This window comes from Limibacter armeniacum, from assembly GCF_036880985.1.
Lineage (GTDB): Bacteria > Bacteroidota > Bacteroidia > Cytophagales > Flammeovirgaceae > Limibacter > Limibacter armeniacum.
In genome coordinates this window covers 175,067-196,532 of record NZ_JBAJNO010000001.1, presented here as the reverse complement: position 1 = coordinate 196,532, position 21,466 = coordinate 175,067, and the positions used below count along the sequence as shown (strand labels likewise).

At 43.0% G+C, this 21,466-nt stretch carries 13 protein-coding genes; 7 read left to right on the top strand and 6 right to left on the bottom strand.

All coding sequences use genetic code 11. The features are described from left to right. Window positions 1-180 precede the first annotated feature (180 nt). Together V6R21_RS00665 and V6R21_RS00660 are read left to right on the top strand one after the other, a co-directional pair. Window positions 181-1,530 carry a DUF1800 domain-containing protein gene (locus V6R21_RS00665; RefSeq protein WP_334239944.1) on the top strand — a complete coding sequence of 450 codons (1,350 nt, stop codon included), beginning with the start codon at window positions 181-183 and terminating at the stop codon, window positions 1,528-1,530. After that, on the top strand, window positions 1,524-2,711 hold the full coding sequence (locus tag V6R21_RS00660; RefSeq protein ID WP_334239942.1) for a DUF1501 domain-containing protein: 1,188 nt from the start codon (window positions 1,524-1,526) through the stop codon (window positions 2,709-2,711). The genes V6R21_RS00665 and V6R21_RS00660 overlap by 7 nt, the downstream gene beginning before the upstream one ends. Before the next feature lie 79 nt (window positions 2,712-2,790). Here V6R21_RS00660 and V6R21_RS00655 read toward each other — a convergent pair whose 3' ends face one another. The 4 genes from V6R21_RS00655 to V6R21_RS00640 form a co-directional block, all read right to left on the bottom strand. Beyond that, entirely contained in the window at window positions 2,791-3,813 is a 1,023-nt protein-coding gene (locus V6R21_RS00655; protein ID WP_334239940.1) for a bestrophin family protein, read from the bottom strand. Window positions 3,814-3,920: 107 nt separating this feature from the next. Continuing rightward, on the bottom strand, window positions 3,921-6,749 hold the full coding sequence (locus tag V6R21_RS00650; protein ID WP_334239938.1) for a T9SS type A sorting domain-containing protein: 2,829 nt from the start codon (window positions 6,747-6,749) through the stop codon (window positions 3,921-3,923). Window positions 6,750-6,957: 208 nt separating this feature from the next. Next, the gene (locus tag V6R21_RS00645; RefSeq protein WP_334239937.1) at window positions 6,958-11,418 is read right to left on the bottom strand and encodes an Ig-like domain-containing protein; all 4,461 of its coding nucleotides are present in this window, start codon (window positions 11,416-11,418) and stop codon (window positions 6,958-6,960) included. Window positions 11,419-11,937: 519 nt separating this feature from the next. Further along, a complete protein-coding gene (locus V6R21_RS00640) occupies window positions 11,938-12,696 on the bottom strand; it encodes a phytanoyl-CoA dioxygenase family protein (protein WP_334239935.1) in 759 nt (252 codons plus the stop codon). Between the two features lie 121 nt (window positions 12,697-12,817). Here V6R21_RS00640 and V6R21_RS00635 point away from each other — a divergent pair, with 121 nt between their 5' ends. After that, window positions 12,818-13,717 (top strand): helix-turn-helix domain-containing protein, encoded by a 900-nt coding sequence (locus V6R21_RS00635; protein ID WP_334239933.1) that lies wholly within the window; start codon window positions 12,818-12,820, stop codon window positions 13,715-13,717. 5 nt (window positions 13,718-13,722) lie between these two features. On the opposite strand, the gene V6R21_RS00630 is transcribed toward V6R21_RS00635, so the two are convergent. Further along, the gene (locus V6R21_RS00630) at window positions 13,723-15,585 is read right to left on the bottom strand and encodes an amylo-alpha-1,6-glucosidase (RefSeq protein WP_334239931.1); all 1,863 of its coding nucleotides are present in this window, start codon (window positions 15,583-15,585) and stop codon (window positions 13,723-13,725) included. 181 nt (window positions 15,586-15,766) lie between these two features. On the opposite strand from V6R21_RS00630, the gene V6R21_RS00625 reads away from it, so the two are divergent. Together V6R21_RS00625 and V6R21_RS00620 are read left to right on the top strand one after the other, a co-directional pair. Further along, window positions 15,767-16,699, top strand: coding sequence for a DUF4380 domain-containing protein (locus tag V6R21_RS00625; protein WP_334239928.1), 933 nt, complete (start codon window positions 15,767-15,769; stop codon window positions 16,697-16,699). 13 nt (window positions 16,700-16,712) lie between these two features. Then, a complete protein-coding gene (locus V6R21_RS00620) occupies window positions 16,713-17,555 on the top strand; it encodes a carbohydrate deacetylase (RefSeq protein ID WP_334239926.1) in 843 nt (280 codons plus the stop codon). Window positions 17,556-17,650: 95 nt separating this feature from the next. Here V6R21_RS00620 and uxuA read toward each other — a convergent pair whose 3' ends face one another. Beyond that, window positions 17,651-18,880, bottom strand: a complete 1,230-nt coding sequence (gene uxuA / locus V6R21_RS00615; RefSeq protein WP_334239923.1) for a mannonate dehydratase — start codon at window positions 18,878-18,880, stop codon at window positions 17,651-17,653. A 284-nt stretch (window positions 18,881-19,164) separates the two neighbouring features. Here uxuA and V6R21_RS00610 point away from each other — a divergent pair, with 284 nt between their 5' ends. Together V6R21_RS00610 and V6R21_RS00605 are read left to right on the top strand one after the other, a co-directional pair. Further along, window positions 19,165-20,130, top strand: a complete 966-nt coding sequence (locus V6R21_RS00610; protein WP_334239921.1) for an NHL repeat-containing protein — start codon at window positions 19,165-19,167, stop codon at window positions 20,128-20,130. 269 nt (window positions 20,131-20,399) lie between these two features. Continuing rightward, window positions 20,400-21,458, top strand: a complete 1,059-nt coding sequence (locus tag V6R21_RS00605; RefSeq protein WP_334239919.1) for a hypothetical protein — start codon at window positions 20,400-20,402, stop codon at window positions 21,456-21,458. Window positions 21,459-21,466: the final 8 nt, after the last annotated feature.

Genomic DNA, 21,466 nt, shown 5'->3' with positions numbered 1-21,466 from the left:
TTTATAGATCTCCTAATTAGAAGATAAACTCGTTTTATCGGCTTCGGCTCCGCTCAGCTAACAATGCAAGGTTCCTGAGCGAAGTCGAAGGAGATTTCTTTAATCATTAATTCAGGAGTTTATAAAAAAATCGGATTTTTTGATTAAACCTTTCATGGGAGAATTAGTCTAAGAACCACTATGAAACTCAATCAAAAACAAATACAACACTTTTTCTTGAGAGCAGGCTTTGGAGAGCCTCTTGAAAAGGTAGCGGAATCACTAGGAAAAACGCCACAAAGCCTATTTGAGGAACAGGTTGCCCTAAGCAAAAAAACTGTTCCTGTAAAGGTAGAATCCGATTTTGCTAGTCCGGGAGAACTAAAACAAATGTCTGCTAAGAGCCGTCAGGAAATGGCCAAAGCAGGTAGGGAAGAGGTAAAGGAACTTAATATCAAGTGGCTAAAGGAAATGGCGTCCTCGGATGCTCAGCTTCGAGAGAAGATGGCTTTCTTTTGGCATGATCACTTTGCTTGTCGTTCTCAAAACCCAAATTTTTTACAAGGATATCTTGACGCAATCAGGGAAAATGCATTGGGAAATTTTGGAGAGTTACTTCGGGCTGTATCCAAGAGTCCGGCTATGTTGCAATACCTGAATAATCAGCAAAACAAGAAGTCATCTCCCAATGAGAACTTTGCTAGGGAAGTGATGGAGCTTTTTACCCTTGGAAGGGATCAGGGGTATACAGAGAACGATATCTCTGAGGCTGCTAGAGCTTTTACAGGATGGAGCTTTGACAAAAAAGGGACGTTTATTATTAGAGAAAAACAGCATGACCAAGGTGTGAAAACAGTTTTGGGAAAATCGGGCAATCTGGATGGAGATGATGTGATTGATCTCCTGCTGAAGAACAAGCAAACGGCAAGTTATATCAGTCAGAAGTGGGTGAGTTATTTTATGAATTATGAGGGCGATAAAAAGTTGGAAAAGCAGATTGCTGATGAGCTTTACAGGACTGACTATAATATCCTTGCAGGGCTTGAAGTACTCTTCACATCCCGTGAGTTTTATCATGACAGCAATATAGGTAGAAGAATCAAATCACCCATTGAGTTGATAGCCAGTATGCAGCGTCAGCTTCATGTAACGATCACCCATGATCAGAGTTTACTGTTTCTGCAAAGGACCTTGGGACAGGTTCTGTTTAACCCGCCTAATGTAGCAGGCTGGTGCGATGGTCAGGATTGGGTAGACAGTGCTACACTGATGTTCAGGATGAACCTACCTCAACTTGTATTTAAGGCAGCTCTTATCCAGCAGCAGGATGACTCCTTTGATGACAATGACAAGTTTAAGTTGAAAGGTCCGCTCAGGAAACTGGAAACCATCTGGGATAAAGCCTCCATGCAAAAAAGCTTTAGCAGATTGAAGCCTGTAGAGCTGGCTGATTATTTACTTCAGACTGAAGTTAAGGGTATTACCTCAACAGGGGACTTTATTGATCAGGTCATTGACTTCACATCCAAACCGGAATTCCAACTATGTTAGGAGAACAGAAAAACTCAAGAAGACAGTTTCTGAAGCAGTCCGCTATTGTGGCTTCAGGAAGTTTATTGCTGCCATCTTTTTTGAAAGCGAGTCCAAACAGCAATACCGTAGGCAACAGGTTGGTTGTGATTCAATTGTCTGGTGGTAATGATGGTCTTAATACCGTTATACCCTTTAGAAATGATATCTTGATTCAAAATCGACCTAACCTTCTACAGCATCGAGATAAGTTACTAAAACTAACCGATGAGGTTGCGCTCAACCCTGTAATGAAGGGACTCGGAGCATTATATGATCAAGGGGATCTTTGTATCCTAAACAGTGTAGGCTATCCAAACCCTAACCGATCTCATTTTCGGAGTATGGATATTTGGCATACGGCAAGTGAATCCGATGAATATCTGACGACAGGTTGGTTGGGGCGATATCTGGATCGTGAATGTCCTGATGCTGCCCCTGTAACAGCAGTGGAAATGGGCAATGTGCTGAGTATGGCGATGAAAGGGAAATCCAAGAAAGGCATTCCATTGGTAGATGTGCAACAGTTTTATAAATCATCCAAAAGAATTAATAATGCGCATGCTTATGAAGGAGAAAATCCAATGGCAGCTTATCTCTATAAGACACAGGCAGATGTAAAAAGTAGTGCAGCCTATCTTTTTGAGAAAAATAAGATTTACAAGTCGAAGAAAAGTTATCCAGACAATCAGTTTGGTAATCAGTTACGCGAAGTAGCAGAGATGATTATTTCAGGAGTTGAATCACCGGTTTATTATGTAAGCTTATCAGGTTTTGACACCCATAATAATCAGCAAGGCAGGCAGGAGCGTCTGTTAAAGATATATAGTGATGCGATCAAGGTTTTTACAGAAGACTTGAAGGCGGCTAATTGTTGGAATGATACTTTGGTAATGACCTTCTCTGAGTTTGGTAGACGGGTGAAGGAAAATGGGAGTCGGGGTACAGACCACGGAAAGGCAAACAACCTGTTTCTGATGGGAGGAAAACTTAAGCAGCAGGGGCTATACAATGCCATGCCAGACCTGATGGATTTAGATAGTGGAGATGTCAGGCATAAGATTGATTTCCGAGAAGTATATGCCTCCATTCTTAACAATTGGATGCATGTGGATGCAAAACGGGTTATTGGAAAAGGTTTTAGTCAGTTAGACTTTGTATAGATGGATTTAATGAGGGAGGTATTTTACTTGTTAAATACTCCCTTTTTTAGTCTTGCAGTTATTTATAATGGCAGAGGACTTACATCAAAACACCACCAACATCGTTTATTGAAGGAGGTAAATCTTTCTCTCCCAGCATTTCTCTTAAGTCATTTTCAATAGTTCTGCATAATGAAAGCATAGGTGTGGAATTTGGTGTACCCATAAAAGGGCTTTCGTTATAATCTCCCAAGTCTTCCATGATGATAAAAACTAATCCAACCAAAGTTGAGATAGGTATGCTTAACCATAAAGCCCAATGCCCTAGTTTCATCAGTTCTGGTATTAGGCTAAAAGGAATTAAGAAAGTAAATAGCACTACGATTAAATTGCTCATATAAGAGTAGCCTCTTGGTAATGGAAACTTTTTGATTCGCTCGTTTTGTCCTTGCAGGGTATAAAATAGTTGTAAGAGCTTTACCAGTTCCATATGTCGGAAATCGTCAAAATAGCCTTGGTCTTTCAGTTTAGTAAGTTCCAGAGATTGTTCATTGATCAACTGAGTAGTCATATTTTTATATCCTTTCATTTGTTGGAGCTCTTCTGCACTTATAAATTGGGTCAGGTCATCAATGGAAACATCTTTTACCGTTCCTAAGCCAAACTTCCTATCAAACTTTTTAGCCCTTCTGCCTTCATAACTTTTAGAACTAGCTCGTTCCCAAGCCATAGGTTCTAGAAGCTGTTTTCGATGGGCATATATCCAAGCAATATGCCTGTAGATCAATTGCTTTCTTACCTCAGAGATATGCTTGTGACTTTCACTATCAAAAGGACAAACAAAACCCATAACCATCATTCCCCATGTACGACTGTTATTCTTGATGCCACTCCATATTTTGCGAGCTTCCCATAACCTGTCATAAGCCTGATTATTCTTGAACCCCACAAAGAATGCCACCGCAGTACCAATGACAGAAACAGGAAGCCAAGGAATCGAAATAGCAAGAAGATCGTATGCATACAGCGCAGCGATGATTCCATTAAATATGAGTAACCATACAATATGTTTCGTAAGCCAAGCAACTAAATGTCTCTGGCGAAGACTACGGTTGGTAAGCATATCAAAAGAAATTTATGGTATATAACCTAACCCTTACAAAACGATTCTTCTTGTATTGAAAGCAAGCCTTTTAATCTCTAACAATTCACTGCTTTTTTGTATTCAAATTAGCGGATAATCAACTTTTCAGTCATGATCTGTTGGTTACTGATATACTTGAGTAAGTACAAACCTTTTGGTAGTGTTAGCAGGTGTTCTCCTCCATCCAGTTGCTTTAATTTTGTGCCTTCCATACTATAAATGGTCAGTTGTCCCTTCTCTGCAGGGGTTACGACAGTGACTGATCCAGTTGAAGGGTTTGGTTTCAGTAGAATACTCTCATTTTCAGAAGTGGTGACTCCTTGCAGTGGTAAGTTGTTATTGAGTACGGTTATACTTCTAACATATCGCTGCAGCAGTACACCTGAGGCATCATCTTCTTCGTAGAGCTCAACCATTAGTTCGAAGGGAGAAGAGGGGGGAATAAAAGGTAATACATTGCCTGTTTCATCTTCTTCCGTGAGGGTATAAGGAGGTGTATTGTCTGTACGAACAACTTCTCCATTGATTAGAAAGCGCATACTTTCTTCGTTAAAATAAGGAGAGTCATTTATTAGAATGGTTTGCTTTGGATAAGTGTCGTAGTCCATATCACTTGGTGAATACTCAAATGACCCAATGATTTTCTGCTGTTCAGTGTCGAAGTAATTAGTGGTATTAAAACCTTCCGACGCTTCAAAAATATAATTGAACTCGGTATACCCAGAGAGTACTCTTCTTCCGTCTTCCACCTTGTAGGATATTAACCGGATTGGTTCATTGGGAAGCCTGACGTAATAACCATCAGGAAACCTCATACGCGTATTCCCTTCAAAGAAATCATAGGGAGGAGCCGTCAGGAAGAAGTCATCTATGCCACCGAAGTCTGTCAGGAGATCACTATTATCATTTAGCTCTGTCCTTAATAATATAGAGTCTAATGAAAAAGTATATTGTGACTGGTAGACTCTCACTCCATCCGGTAGTGATTGTCCTTTTAGTGGCGATGGCAGGTAATCGGAAGAAATCATAAGAAAATTCTCACCCGGAAGAGAAGGGTAAGTAGGAGCATTTTCAATCGTAAAGTTCACTCTATAGGAGAGATCAACATCTGTATAGTAATCATAAATAAGAAAATACGCTCCGTCCTGCAATGGGAATGGAAGCGGTCTTCCTTCCCCATCTTCTAATGAAATAGGTGTCTGCGGCCCTAAAGGTGAGGATTCAAAGGAAATAATATGCCCTGATGATAGAGGAACAATAGGATCCCCTGTCTGCAACTCAAAATAGTACTGTGATCCACCAAGTTGGTTGACATCCACTGTTTCCCCATCAGTTAGTTTTTCGACTACTTCGTCTGTTTCAGCATTTCTGAGCAACAGTACTGGAGTTGTTTCAAACTCAAATACATTAAAGAAAAAAAGATTTCCATCACGTGTCAGAAGAAGCTCTTCTCCTTGTGCATCAGGCTCAGAAAACACTGTTACCACTATTTCATATATACCAGGTTTTAGTTCTTCCCCATTCAGCACACCATCAGTCTCCCCATAAATAGCATAGGGTGGGTCATTGAGAATCAATTCTGTTTCAAGCTTTGCAGGTTCTTTACTAGATGCTCTCCGATACACACATATCAGCATACTACCTACTGGTTTATCTGGAGTAATGGTAATATTAAATTGGTTCTCCCCATATTCATTTTGTGAGAAATTGATAGATGTCGGGCCAGATTTAATAGCTAGACCTCCAAATTCCCAGACTGTACGGTTTTCAGGGGTGTATATAATGTTAGCCTTAATTCCTACAGTTATTTGTAGCTCGTAAGTAATCGTTACGGTACTTTCTTCCAATAATGTTCCTTGCAGGTTGTCTTCACTATAGGCTTTTGCTGTAAACGTATATGTCTTTCCGGATTCAAACTGTACGGATTTGAAGTCTCCATTAGCGTCTCCATAAAACGAATAGGGAGCTACATTTTCAGTTCGGGTCTGTCCATTGACAGTAAGCTCCATACTTTCAGTACCTTCTGGAGGAATGCCTTCCAGGTAGAAAAAAGGAGGGACTCCATCTGGTGAAGAAGAAGTAAATACTTCTCCATCGGTCAATTCAGTTGATCCTCCACTTTTGACATAAGTTAGCCGAATTGGTATGCCTGTTCCCGGTTCAGGAGGACTTACACCACCAATCATCTCAAATGTAATTTCAGTAGCGGCTACTATATTGCCATTTCCATTGGTTTCGCTATATCCTATCGCTCGAATCCTATTTTCGCCAGATATCAAAGGGCGACTGTTTAGTACGCCCCTCACATCTCCAAATACAGCATAAGGCTCTTCGTTTTCGGTACGCGATTCATCATTGAACACAAAATAGACACTCTTTATATCCGGTCCTTCTTCTGCAAGAATATTGTAAGCATTCACTTCAGATGGTAGAAATATTTCATCTCCATCCTGTAATTGTTTGACCGTATCACCAGTGGTAGTTTGTACCAGATAGAGCTTTAATTCCTCTTCCCCAGTTACCTCAAACTGAATGTCCGATCGGGCTACCACATCGCCACTTCCCTGCTCCCCATTGTAAGCAGCGGCTCTTAAGGTATGGGTGCCAATAGTCAACGTTCCTCCTTTGAAGTCCCCATTGTTATCTCCAAACAAGGCATAAGGTTGCCTGTTTTCTATGGTAGAGAATTTACCGTCATATTCAAACCGGACACTTCTTGCTTCTGGAGGCACGATAGCACGCACACTAAATGTACCCGCTGGAAAATCAGCTTGCTGAATCACATCCCCGTCATTGAGGTCTCCTATTTCGGTATCAGTATCTGCTCGATAGAGAGCGAATGTAACTGACTGGGCTGATAGGTCTGATATGCCCAAACAAAAACACACAATTAAAATATGTAGTAAATGGCTCATTGGTGGAAGTGTTTAAATAGTCAATAGAAGTATGTGCCATGAGGAAAGGCGCTTGACTATGGAAGGAAAAAACACACTATTAATAACCTTAAATAGACAACATTCCACTTATTTTAAATAGTTCAACTAAATCAGAAGCTTATGTGTATATGAAAAAAGCCTTGCGGAAATGAATCCGCAAGGCTGAGATCAATTACTAACGATTGACTTACTTGATAATCAGTTTTTTGTTGTATTCCACTGCACTGTTTTGAGCTTTTAGGATATAAATCCCAGATGGTAGGTTTACATCTACTTTAAGCTTAACCTGTTCCTGTTTGAAAACCACTTTTCCTGTCAGATCTATAATGGATACATCGATTGGTTCACTATTACCTCTTAACAGCTTAATGCTATTTGTTGCTGGATTTGGATAAATAGTCAATTCATAGTCATTGGCTGTCTCGTCAAAATTGTCTAGAGCAGCTGTCACTCTCGCATTACTGGAAGTGGTCGGACCTGTTCCTGATGGGGTGTACGAGCTACTTGTTGTAAGTACAATCTTGTCTATAGGAGTGGCGTCTTCACGCATGTATATGCTAAAAGTATGCGCGCCCGTTGTACTGACATTAAAGGTAGCACTTGCTTTTGACCAGACCCAACTGCTAGATGATACAGGCATATTCCAATCAGCTAGAGAAGTACCATCAAAGGCAGGAATAATGGAATTGTCGGAATCTGAAGGGGATTTTTGCCTTACCCAAACGTAATGAGTACCTGTCTTCACAAATTCAATATCAAAGTTTAGTACTGGGCCGTTTTGTGTACCTGCCGAGTTGGTATTGCCTGCACTAGGCACCACCATATAAGCTCCACCACTGGCATTGGTATCGGTATTCTCACTCCATAACATAGAAGAAAATGAGCCTGTTCCGTTCAGCTTTTCCGAAAATCCTTCCGCTTCCATAGAGACAATGCCTGCAGTGCCACTGTCCTGCGTATAGTCAGTTGTCAGTTCTGATACCGTGATAGTGACTTCCGAATCTGTAGAGACATTCCCGTCATTGTCAGTTGCTCTTGCTACAATTTTACAAGTGCCTAACGGAAAGTTGGAAGCACTATAATTGTACGGAGCAGAAGTGTCATTTTTTAACCAATTCCATTGTCCTCCAACAACTCTCCAAAAGGTTACCTGAGCAATGCTGCCATCACTATCTGAGGCAACAGCTTGAATTGAAATGGTTTCTCCAAGTAAGAATGTTTGTCCACTAGTTGGAGAAGTGATATTGACAGAAGGGTTAGGACCTCCTGTTGGAGTGGTATCTTCAATATCCAGACAGAAGGCATCCACGTTCAATACATCACTTTGAGCATAGAACCAAATATTGACTTTTTCGGTATTGGCTGGGGCTGTTTCCGAAATCAAAAACTGTTGCCAGCTGGTAGCTGTAATCTGAATATTGTATGAGGTGATTGTGGTACCTGAGGCATCCTTGAAATCAATGCCCACTCCTGTCCAGCCAGCTGTAGCATTTACTTTGGCATTGAATTTTAGCAGTACACTGGTACCTTCAGGTATGCTTTGGGTTATTTGCTGTTCCACCCCGCTGCCACCACCGGAAAGCTGTGCAGATTGTGTGCCGTCAACCGCATCCGTGGAGATGGTTGGAGTACCTGAGTTGGTGGTCCAACCTGTTAACCCTGATTCAAAGCTGGCATTATTTAGACCTGTAGAACAGTCAAGGTCTGTTACCGTAATGGTTGCATCAGCTGTATGGCCTCCGTTATCGGTTGTAACCCTGATGGTAGCTGTCCCGATTCCTACTGCAGTTACTTTGCCATAGTCGTCTACTGTTGCAATGCTAGGGTTCAGGCTGGACCAGCTTACGTCTTTGATGGAGGCATTTGACGGAGTTACAGTGGCGTCAAGCTGAAGACGTCTTCCCAGCGTAAGGTTGGTATTCGTTGGAGAGACAGAAACACCAGTTGTATTGATAAATGTACCGCCAATTGTGACTGATTTGTCTCCATTGGCCGAAGGCTCACCAATTCTACCATGCTCATCCACGGCTACAGCAGTAATGAGTATAGTGGTTTGTGGTGGCACGGTAGGTTCCCAATCCAGTTGGAAGTTGTTGCTTGCATCAAAGCTTTCTCCGATAAAGTGCCAGTCATAATAGTACCTGACCGACCGTGTATTGCCAGAAGTTGTACAGCTTAGTGATACATTGAATTGATCAACAGTTTGACCGTCGGATAAATTCAGGGAAGTAGTCGGCTTGGCTGAGATGCGAAAAGCATTTCCAGTTGGGTTGTCCAATACTTTTCGGTAACCGGTCGCATAGATCATATAGTTGTTTTGCTGATGCACAGTGAACTCTCCCCCTTGTATGCTGTACATATTGAAAAACTTCTGCTCACCACCGGGCCACTTGTTTGGGTTATTCAGTGCATAAGGATAGCTCGCTTGACGGGAGAAGTATTCTGAATGTGCAGATTGGGTAAACCAGTAACTGGTAGCAGTGTAATAGGAAGTATAGCCGACAAAAGGTTCATTCGGATAGACCATGCTGTTCTTGTCTCCGGTCAACCAGCCGTTCGGGCTGAAAATCCATCTGTCAGACCGCTCTCCAAGGCCTGAAAGGTATGTCATATTCATCTGGTTACCTCCCAAAGCATAGTTCAGGGAATTATGGATGACATCCACATACTTTTGGTCTCCCGTCAGCAAGTGGGCAACAGGAACTAAAGTCAGGCGTGGTGTGGTCATGCCACCTAGCTGAATAAACTGATTCTTCTCAATTCCCATTCGGAAAGCATTATCCTGATTGTTCGTGACCTTGTGTGTATCAGCTTTGCTGATCACCTTCGCCTGACAGTCACTGAGTAAAGTTGTATTTAAGCCCGGATGTCCGGAAGGAATCATAGCAAAGACCGACATGGCTACATCAATGTAGTTTTGGTTGGCCCACTCTCCGTCATCGTAAGGCTCCCAGTTAAAGAAATCCTGAAAAGCGGTCTGATAGGTCGTATTGCCTGTAGCTCTGTATAAGGCAGCACCCGCAAACCCTCTTGCCCTGTATTCATCATTGGCATTGCTACTTAGGTTAGTGTTTTGTCGGTTAGCTTCGCCCCAGGCAAATGCCTGTTCTGCCTCTGTAATCCACGAGCTGTAATCTGGGTGGTTACCTGTTCCTGTCAGCTGGTGAAATTCATTGAGACAGGTCGCATACCAGGCTGCCAGTCCTGCATAGGTAAATGTCGCAATCGCATCTTCACCCGACAGGCGCCATTCCCGTGTATCCTGCCAAGCTGTGATATTGTTGTTCGGCACACCATCACGACCCACATAGCCAGGCACACCGCCTGTTCCGCCATAATTGTTCTTCAAAGTATTACGGGCTCTTTTGTAATAGTTGATCAGCCAAACAGCTTCGTCCAACAAGTCAGGAAGTCCATTACTGCCTTCATCAATCCAGGCACCCGTATCAGTCAACTTGTAACGGTTCCCGATTTCTCCATCATAAAAGCTGCTAGGAGCAAGATCATAAAGTAGCAGCAATGCCATCGGTACACGGGCATGCGATACGTAGCCGTCCCAGTCTCCTGCATCGTGGTAATAGCCATAGATACCGTTAATGACTACGGCATTGGACGAATTGTAGTTGGTGTCACCATGATTGTCCTTGGGCAGCCAGCTGTTGTCCCATTTCCAGGTAATGTCATCTGGGTGGTGGTCTCTTGGTATAAGGCTACCGTCGATATTCTCTTTGGCTACTCCCTGTCTTTGCCAGAACAATCCTTTCATGGCATAATAGAAAGGCTCTTTAGTGGCATCACCGCCAATCACAAATGGGAAGGAACAGCCGATTCCATCCACTGCCACCACGTATTCGCCTGGAGTAGAGAAGGAACTGAAATCACACTGCCATACGTCAGCATTGGAATAGTTGTAGGTAGGGGAAAAGTCTGCATTGCCTGATTCGACAAAAGACTTGGCTTTACGTAAGGCAATCGTACCGGTGTAGGCAGTTGCACCGGTGGCATAATTGATTAGTCTGAACTGATTACCGGCATGGCTGTCGAGGTTTAGACCACCGTCCTGATGTACGCCTGCATTGAAATCTCCCATCCATTGAGAAAGATAAGCATACTTGGGACCTGAAGTTGGGAACCCGACCATATTGACATGGACAGTCTCTGAACGAAGCTTGTTGACGTCATATAAAAACGTGTACTCATCTTTGTTTTCAACAATGTTATTGAGTGCAATCGTGTATGATTTCCCTTGCTGCATGGCATTAGGTAACTCAATATAGATCCAGTGCCCAAAGATGTAAGGAACAGTTTGCCATTCATCGTTGTACTCAATTCCTTTTGACTTTCTGCCGAGGTTGATAGGACTTTTAGCAGTTGAGTAATTACTATCGTCAGGACTGCTCAGCAAGTAGTTGGAAAGCTTGGTCGCCTCACTGATCACCGTTGGGCTGTAATAGGTGACGTTGTTACTGATACCCTGTCCGGAGCCATAATAGTCTATATGTCCGTCTTCTAGGTAGACCATCAGGATCTTGTCCGTTACAGGCATTACGTTTACAAGGTCGGAGGCCCAAGCCGGTAGTGATGCTATCACCAGAAACACCATTAGCAGTGTATTCCGTAGCAATAAGTAGTTTTTGAAAATGTGCATAGTAGTTTATCAGTTGAAAATAAATAATGCCTCCGATTTGGAGGTATCACAAAGTCGTATGAATGACACTTAAAATGGTGGATGGAGGGTTTTTAGAAGTAGATTGTCATGCTTAAAGGTGGAATTTGATACAAGTTTGGTCATCAGTTATTTATGTTGAAAAAACAGGGTGTTTAACCCGTTAAAACATAGTATTAAAAGAGGAATCGCTCAGGAGCTTATCACATTTTAATGCCATAGGAGCAGGGTATTTGACAAGAAGGAAAGTCTTTGAGGATTGAAAAATACAATACCTTGTTCTTTACTACCGAAGCAACCGAACTCCGAAATATTCAATTGCCAACTACAAGTTGAAGATCTTCTTAGTAAAAAGATCAATAATCCACCTTTTGTGATCTATTCACCCTCAATCACTCTGATAAAACGATTGATTTGCAACTGAAAAGGAATGCATCATGGATTGAAAATAAAATGTAAAGTGAGTACCGGGTGTGCGAATCACTCACTTTACATGGAGGGCTACAGGTAGATCAAAGGATTGCCGGTGGTATTCTCGCCCCGGCAGTGCCAAAGTTTATGCTTATCTGCTTCAGGTAAAGCGGTGTTGTATTGCAAATCCAGACTAAAATAGCGCATCGTATAGCCGCACCTGCGAAAAAAGCTTGTATTGGCGTTGGCACCATGAATAATCCGGCTATCATGGAATGAGCATTCGCCTTGCTCCAACTCGAACCAGACCACCTTATCGAGATCATTTTGCTCAAGCTCAATTTCTTCCCCGAAGGTATTGACAGCAGCATCTACCTTTTGATATTGCGAAAATCCGTGTTTATGTGTTTCGGGAATTACGCCCATACAGCCATTTTCAGTCGTAGAGCGGTCTAGTGCCAGCCAGACTGTTACGATATGGTCAAAACGGTCAAATTTACCATCCCAATAGGCGCTATCCTCATGCCATGGGGTACGGCGCCCGACCTTGGGATCTTTGCATATAAAATGACTTGACCACAGCCCGATATTAGGTCCGATCAGGGCTTCCACTTTATCCAGTACTGCAGGGTGCATTAGGTAGTCCAACAGCCTGCTGTCATGGAAGTGGGGGGTGTCGAGTTCGTCTGCCTTTTTGTTTCCCTTGCTCAGCAGATGTTCTTCCATAATACCATGTAGTCTTTCAAAATCGGCAGCCTCAAACAAAGGCTCATTGTATAGCAAATAACCTTGCTGATGGTAGTGTGTCACTTGAGAAATTGTCAGTTTTTTCATTTTAATATTTAGCATTAGTGATTACACAAAGGTCCTGATTACCTGACTGCAATTCCTCTACTTATTAATGGAAAACTGATACTATATTGAAGCAGGGAAGAAAATAATGAGGAGATTTTACTGAAACCAACCAAGTATGTTTTTTGAGAAAATACCGCTTACAGAAAAAAGCCCCTACCTGATCAGAACCTTTGAGGTGGCGTATATGGATTATCCGATGCATTGCCACCCTGAGATGGAGCTGACTCTTGTGGAAGGTAGCGAGGGAACACGTTTTATAGGGGACAATATGGCGCCCATCGGGGAAATGGATCTAGTTCTGTTGGGACCTAATGTGCCGCATCAATGGAGAAATACAATCGGTCAACTCGGGAAGCTTGATACTTTTAGGCTGACAGTCTTGCATTTTGATCCTGTAAAGCTGGGCAAAGAATGGCTGGAGTTTTCTTCCATGTACCATATCAGGCAACTTTTCCATAAGGCAGAAAGAGGTGTACTTTTTGGGAAGCAGACCATTGACCTGACTAAGCCTCTGTTGGCTAAGTTGAAAGCCTCCAACCAGTTTGAAAGTTTTCTAGCCTTTTTTCAGCTGCTTGATTGCCTGTCAACAGCAAAAGATATTCAGCTGCTGTCAAGCCCATTGAAGGAAAAAGCAGGAGCTGATTTGGGATATAAGCGTATCCAGTCTGTGATGGATTACCTGCACTGTCATTTTCAGCAAAACCTATCAATTGGAGAGGTAGCCGAGCAGGTGAATATGAGTGTCACAGCATTTGCTCATTTTTTCAAGAGGAGAACAGGTATGACGTTTTCAGCCTTTGTGAATGAACTTCGCATTGGCCATGTGACCAAACAGCTGGTCACGACAGATAAACAGGTTGCCGAAATCTGTTATGAGGCAGGATTCAGCAACCTGAGTTATTTCAATAAAGTGTTCAGAAATATTCATGGGATGTCACCCAGAACATTTCGGTCCCTGTACCATCAGCCCTACATGAGTGGTTATGACCAGCATTTCTATCTTGAAAAAAAATAGAGGAATCAGGCATTTTTTTCAAGCCAGCTAGCCATCAGGATAAAAGCTGAGGCCGTCCAGCTGACACCCGGAGCCTGTAGTCCTTCTCCTGTCAGTGCATTGTTGTTTTCATTGAAGGTTGGATACTTCTTGTAGGTATTACAGTAGCGTTCAGCAACGGTTCGTGCCAAATCTGTTTCGCCTAGTTCCAGCAGCGCGGTGAACAACTGGTAGTTGGGTGGTGCCCAGATAGGACCTCTCCAGTAGCCGTCTGTTGTATATTCGGGGCTATTGATCGCCTCTGAAGCAAAACCATACTCGGTCAGGAAATGTCCGCCAATACCCAATTCTTTTACTAAAGTATCCGTCACATTTTCGGGCAGCCGTTTGGCAAGCAACAGAGGAATATAATGTAGCAGCGAGTTGGTTTTGACTGGTTTACCATCAGCGTCCAGATGCACAAAATGCTGATCTTTGATAAAATCCCTTTTGATGACTTTCAATTGCTTGTTGGCTTTTTCTTTCCACATTTTAGCTTCCTCTTTCTTATTGAGTTTCTGGGCGATTTCTGCCAGTACTTCCAGCTGAATGGTTAGGTAAGCAACCAAGTCTGCACCGGCTAGTGGCGTTCCATAGTCAAAAGCGGTGGCATTGTCCCATCCGCTGTCATTGCCATGAAAATAGCGGCAATGCATGTGCTGTTGCGGATCTCGAAAGTTGTACCAATAATTTGTCAGTTTACCCAATGGCTCATACAGTTCCTGAAGGTGAGGAAGTGCTTTGTCCCAACCGTATTGCTTGATCAGTTGTGAGATTGTCCAGCCGTAAACAGGAGGTTTTATACAGTACTGGTTGGTATTCAGGTCACTGATACTGTCCGGAATGGCTCCGTTTGGCAATTGGTTATCAAAGAAAGTCTTGAGCTGTCCCCACGCCAACTCCTGATCTGCCTGTGCCACTGCCATGGCATGAAAGCAGTTGTCCCACCCCCATACCCTTGTGAGCCAACTGTTTTTGGAGCATACAATCATAGGGTGGGTGTATTTTCCGATAGCTTGTACCTGAAAGGCATAGAGCATGTACCAAGCTGTTTTGGCCGAGGCTTCCAAGGCTACGGGTACGTTTGGCATTTTATCCATCCATTGGTCAATATCAGCTTTGTTCTGGGTTATGACTTCTTCAGCATCTGGAATTGGTGTCGGCCATTTGGTGGAGATGCGACCTTCCCTAAAACCAAAACAGAGTTTACCTTTTTCAGCCTTGAAACTGATATAATTCAGGTGGGCATCTGTATTGCGGACTTCCTCTTTGTAGTCCAGTTGCATTTGGGTGTGCTTGGCCGTTTTGAAATGATGAAAAATCCTGCCGGGATTGGGTGAGAGTTCTATCTCTTTTCCATTTTCAATAGGGTTGATCCAAAGGTAAGGTTGAATCGGCATCATCCGCACTTCCAGATGCTCAGCGCCCATGTACAGGGTATTTTCATCCATAAAGGAGATTACAGCCTTTCCGTTTGAGGTAAGAAGCTCCATAGACCAAGGCTTGTAGTCCAAAGTATAAGGCAACTCCTTTCCGTCTTTGTATAGAGCAATCTCGTAGTAATCACCTGCCCACTCTTTGTGCCACTTATATGGAATGGCTTCATAGCGGAGCGTCTTGAGCATCAGTCGGTGCGAGGTTGCCTTGTCTTTGTAATTGACTACCATAAAGGAGCCAGATTTACTGAAAATAAAATGATCAAGATTGAGATTAGGAAACAGGTTAGAAGGTATACCATTTCCTAAAATACTTGGCTTTTGAGTCAGGCTGTTTGCTCTCAGTATACCGGGCAACATGAGGTAACCGGCAGCTACAGAAGCACTGTTATGGATAAATTCCTTTCTCGTCATATTTAAATAATTTACTCAGGTTCTGTGTCAAAAGTAACAATTCAAAAATATCGGTTCCTCTCAGATGAATTAGGGGACAAATGTTCTGAAAAGGTAGGGACATCTTCAGTCTGTTTTCAGCTATTAATTTAATCTTCAACTTTATTCCTAATTATTTTCATTGACATAATTCAAGATAGCTATGTGGACGAGATTGACAGGTTTTGCCCTGTTGTTATTGATGGGAATATTTTTACCTCCTGACATGCGAACTATATTAGAAAAAAGTGAAACTGAAATTGTGTTGGCACCTCAGCACGGAGGACGAATTGCACAGATATATGTAAGAGGAAGGGCATTGTTGACAGATGCGACAGAACATGATGAGTATTATGGCTCCATCTGGTGGCCCAGTCCGCAGCAGCAATGGGTTTGGCCTCCACCTCCAGCCATTGATCAGGCATCCTATGAGGTAGCACCTGTTGAGAACGGATTTATTTTAAAAAGTGGAGATTGCCTAGTAACAGGGTTGCAACTCAACAAGGAATACAGGCTTTTGTCTGACTCGCAATTGCAGGTAGTCTATACTGCTACCAATGTCACTGATTCGGATATGGAAATGGCACATTGGGAAGTAAGCAGAATGCCCAAGAATGGTCGGGTTATTTTTCCGGCAGGTAAAGCATTTGAAGACAAAGGCAACGACCAAGGTTTTCTGTTTTATCAAAGAGAGGCTGACTTGCAGCACCTGCTTACCTATGACCAGCAGTATTTTGATTTTGAAATTATGGAAGATGCCCTTTACCTGTCAGGAAAGAAATCAAAATTACTGGCGGACGGCAGTGACGGGTGGCATGCCTATCTGCGAGAAGGAGTGGCAGTTGTAAAAGTATTTGAGGATACGCAATTGGAAGCTTTGGCACCTGAACAAGGAGAAGTGGAAGTGTATGTAAGCAAAGAGGCACCCTATCTAGAAATGGAGCAGCATAGTGCCTATCAGCTTTTAAAGGCAGGCAAATCCTTTCGCTGGGAGGTAAACTGGCTTTTTATTCCTTATTCAGAAACCCAAATGACAGCAGAAGAGGTGGCAGAAATGATTAGATTTGAAATAGAAGAGAGAAAACTTAACCATTAAAAGGCAATATGATATGAGAACGTTTTTTATCAAGACAATTTTTTTATGTCTTCCTTTCCTGAGTTTAACCTTGCATGCCCAGTCTTCTGAAAAACTGATCATCAGGTGTGATGATATTGGTATAAGTCATGCAGTTAATCAGGCATTTGAACGCATTGCAGAGACAGGTATGCCGGTATCAGTAGCCGTGATTGTCAATGGCCCTTGGTTTCCTGAAGCGGTTCAGCTCTTGAAACGTTATCCTAATGTGTCAGTGGGGGTACATTTAACGGCTAACTCTGAGTGGGAGTATTTGCGTTGGGGACCCATTTTGGGTAGAGAAAATGTAGCATCATTGGTGGATAAGGACGGCTACTTCAAAAATGAATGGATCGGAAACTGGCAAGTTCCCGCCAATATGGAAGAGCTGGAAAAAGAATTCAGGGCACAGATCCAGAAAGCGCAGGATGCGGGACTTTCCCTCAGTTTTATCAATGGGCATATGGGTGTGGATAAGGCTTCGGATGTTCATAAACAGCTCATTAGGCAATTGGGGAAAGAGTTTGACTTATTGGTTTCCGAACAGTGCGATGAAGTCGCCCTACAGGTTAATCAGGAAAAATACCAAGATGACTCAATGCTTAAAAGAGTGGAAAAAGAAATCAGGGTCAATACAGGGAAAATGATGCTCCTGGTGATTCATCCGGGGCTTGATACCATAGAAATGAGTGCACTTCATCTGAAAGGAGAAGCACCCTCAACAGAGGTGGCTGTATCCAGAAATGCTGAAACTAAAATGCTGACGGCTAAATCATTTTCAAGAATGCTGTCTAGAAATAAAGTACAACTAATCAATTACAGCCAATTAGCCCAGTAGTGCAGCTGCCAATCAAGAATAGAAATCAAATTCTCTACTACAAAAAAACCGGTTTGAGTGTACAATTATTGAGACTCAAACCGGTGATGTGCTGATTAATCAGCCACTTCAGAATCAACTGTCATTTTTTGCCATTCATATTGCTCCACAGCCATTCCCATTCCCCGTAACTCAGCCAATCCTTTCAGTCTTCCTATTGCCGAATAGCCGGGAAAAATAATGTCCTTCTGCAAGTCATCAAGCATTTGATGTCCATGGTCAGGTCTGAATGGAAGTTGGTAATCACTGCTGCCTGCCTTCTTTCGCTTGATGGATTCCCTGACAAGTGCTTGCATAACCCCAAGCATATCCACATCACCGCCCAGATGTTCTGCTTCATAAAAGCTATCTTCTTCTTGCCGCTGAATATTTCTTAGGTGGACAAAGTGAATCCGATAGCCTAGCCGTTCCACAATTCCTGCCAGATCGTTGGCAGCGTTGGGACCCAGTGATCCGGTACAGAAAGTAATGCCATTGGCAGGACTGTCAACAGCATTGACAATAAAGGTTAGGTCCTCTTCTGTGGATACAATGCGGGGCAGATCGAAAATAGGGTAAGGCGGATCATCAGGGTGAATACACATTTTGATGCCACAGGCTTCAGCTACAGGAATTACCTGCTGCAGAAAATAACGGAGATTTTCCTTAAGCCGTTCGGCATCCATTTCCTTGTACCGGTCAAGGTGTGCTTCAAACTCCTCAAGGCTTAGGACATCAGTAGTACCCGGAAGTCCTGCCAGAATGCTGTGCTGAAGTATTTCTTTTTCCCTTTCGCTTAACTGAAAGAAATACTCGTCAGCCAATGACCTAACCTGATGGCTGTAGGTATACATCGCGTTAGGTCGCTTCAGAATATAGAGGTCAAAGGCTGCCAGTGCAACCCAATCAAAACGCAGGGCTTTAGCACCGTTAGCCAATGTATAATCAAGCGCTGTTCGGGTCCAGTCCAATGCCGGCATAAAGTTGTAGCATGCCGTCGTAATGCCACAGGCAGAAAGGTTACGTAGCGTCTGCTGGTATTGCACGATATAATGATCTCTGTCAGCAAGTCCAAGCTTGATGCTTTCGTGTACATTGACGCTTTCCACCACTTCCCAAGCCAATATTTTACTTTGGCTTTGAATGAGCTGCTGCCGTTGGCGGATTTCTTCTACGGACCATACTTCTCCCACCGGAATATGATGCAGGGCATGCACAAGTCCTGTAGCACCTGCCTGCTGAATGTCTGAAAGTTTTACAGGGTCATTGGGACCGTACCACCTCCAGCATTGATGTAAACTTTTCATGTTTTCGGATTAAGCGTTGTTGCGTTTTATTCTTAACAGCCTAAACATAGACTTCCAAACCGTAAGACAGGTTCAAGGATAGTCTGAATCAGGGGAATTGCAGTCAGAGGAAAGGCGAGTCAAGCCATATCCACTTTTTGAAAAGCATCGTCCACTCTTGGGGGGCGTAAATAGCTTATTTTGAAGCACTCAGGTACTGTATCTGGTAGTTAATGGTTTTGCATGTCCATTGTAAATACCTACTTGTTTTCTCTTTTTATTAATCAAAAATACATTCTTAAAACATGAAAAATGACATCGTAAATTCAGTCAGTGTGGTCGGACATGGTGCTTACAGGTATAAGGTCAACAAGCATTGGGGAAACTTGGACTCCAATAAATTTCCAGTACATCACTGCCATGAAATGGTTCAAACTGGTGATGGCAGGCTATTTATGCTGAATACAGCGCCCAAAAACAATATACTGATTTACAGTACGAAAGGAACATTGCTAGGCACTTGGACTTTAGGAAGGACAGGTGTACACGGTCTTACCATAAGTACGGAAGGGGAAAAGGAGTATTTATGGATTACTGATACAGAGGCGCATCAGGTTATCAAAACTGATCTGGAAGGAAACAGCTGTATGATACTGGAATACCCTGACATGATCGCTGATTATACGGAGGCTTCCTTGTGGAAACCGACAGAAACTGCGATTGCTCCGAATGGAGATATCTACGTGGCAGATGGATATGGATTAAACTACGTGGTACAGTATGATCGGGAAGGACAGTATATACGCCATTTCGGAGGAAGTGGCAAGGAAGACCATCACCTGGATTGCTGCCACGGGGTCGCCATTGATACAAGGGAAGGTAAAACAGCTGAATTGCTTGTGACTTCCCGCTCAGAGCAAGCCTTTAAGCGTTTCACCCTAAAGGGAAACTATCTTGGTACGGTCAAATTGCCCGGTTGCTGGGTCTGCAGGCCGGTAATCAAAGGAGATCTACTTTATTTTGCTGTCATCGTTACGAAAGACTGGTTTACCTACGACGGCGCAGTAGCGATTCTGGATCTTCAGAATAAGGTTGTTTCGATGCCGGGTGCCAACGCTCCTGTTTATAAAGCGGGTGAATTAGAGGCACCGGAAAGTGACTACCGTACTTTTCTGAATCCTCATGATGTATGTGTAGACGATGACGGCAACCTGTATATTCCGCAATGGCTTTCAGGGAAAACTTACCCGGTAAAACTGGAACGGATTTGAGCTTGTCCACAGGGGAGTGAGGAGCATGATCAATCATGCTCCTTTTTTTAATATTTGTCCTCATTTATAGGTGTTCATCACATCAAATAACCCTCCCATCATTAATTGTAAAATGAACATTAATAGTCCTTTTTCAGCGCATTAATCCACTATAATATTTGCTGTAAATCCAACCTTTGCTTATCGACAAACAAGCGTAAGTTCCATAAGCAACACACGCCAAGACAGTCGACAATAACTGAAAATTGTTAAGGTTAACTATTTCTATTATGAAAATGCAAAAGACTAAAATCACTGCTTTGATGCTGGGCATGCTGATGGGCATCACGACTTTTTCTTGTGATGAAGCAAGCAAAGAAGAGCCATGTACAATCGAGACTGACAGAGAATGTTACTGTGCTGATAATACGGATGATGAAGCATGTATTGAAGCCTGTGATGTGACAGTGGACAATATATATGTGAAAGGCGATTTTACCGATGAAGCTTTTGTGATGTTGGGAGAAGGAGATTTGGTAGATGAGTATGTGATCCGTGAACGCGTGAATGGCGCAGGTATCAAGTTTAAGTTCTATAACAGTGAAGATGGTGCAGATGCTAATTGGGGCGCTATGGCAGGAAAGGCGTCAGACGCTTCAGGTGTAGCGGAAGCGGCCATTGAAGGTGCTGATTGCGGCAAAGGAAATGAGGCCTTTGACATTGCTAATACTGAAGGGATGGACATGGTTAATATCTCACTGGTAACCAGAACAGGTGACTATAAGGTGGAATTTGATGAAGCCAATCCTTGTGTGGATCTAGATAAGAGTGAGAATAAGGTATGGCTGAAAGGTGGCTTGAAACTCTTCAAAGAAGATGGAACAGAAGATAATGCCTGGGGAGCTTTGGGCGTGGAAATGGAACAGTCTGAAGAAAACCCTGATGTATATTCTGTAGTAGTTGAGTACCCTTCATGGGCAAGTAGGTTACAGTTCAAGCCGGTATTCAATCCGGCAGGTGACTGGGGTGAAAGTGTTGGGGATAACAACATTGCCGTTGACTGGGGACCTGGTGCTAGTGTAGGAGCTGGAGAAGCGCCATTGGAAGGAAAGTTTTTCGTGAAAGCATTTGAGCTGGACCTGGATGAGAACGGTGCGAAAGTAGCAGAGATAGTACAAGACTGTACCAATGCGCCATTGAATGATGATAACGTACCTGACTCTGGTGTAGCAGATTATTTCTTCCCGGGAAGCGGTGACACAAGTGATGCTTCTTTCCAGACACCTGCCAGAATTACGCTAAACATAAAAACAGGTGATTATAAAGTGGAGTGGTTAGAGGTTGAATAAGCCCATAA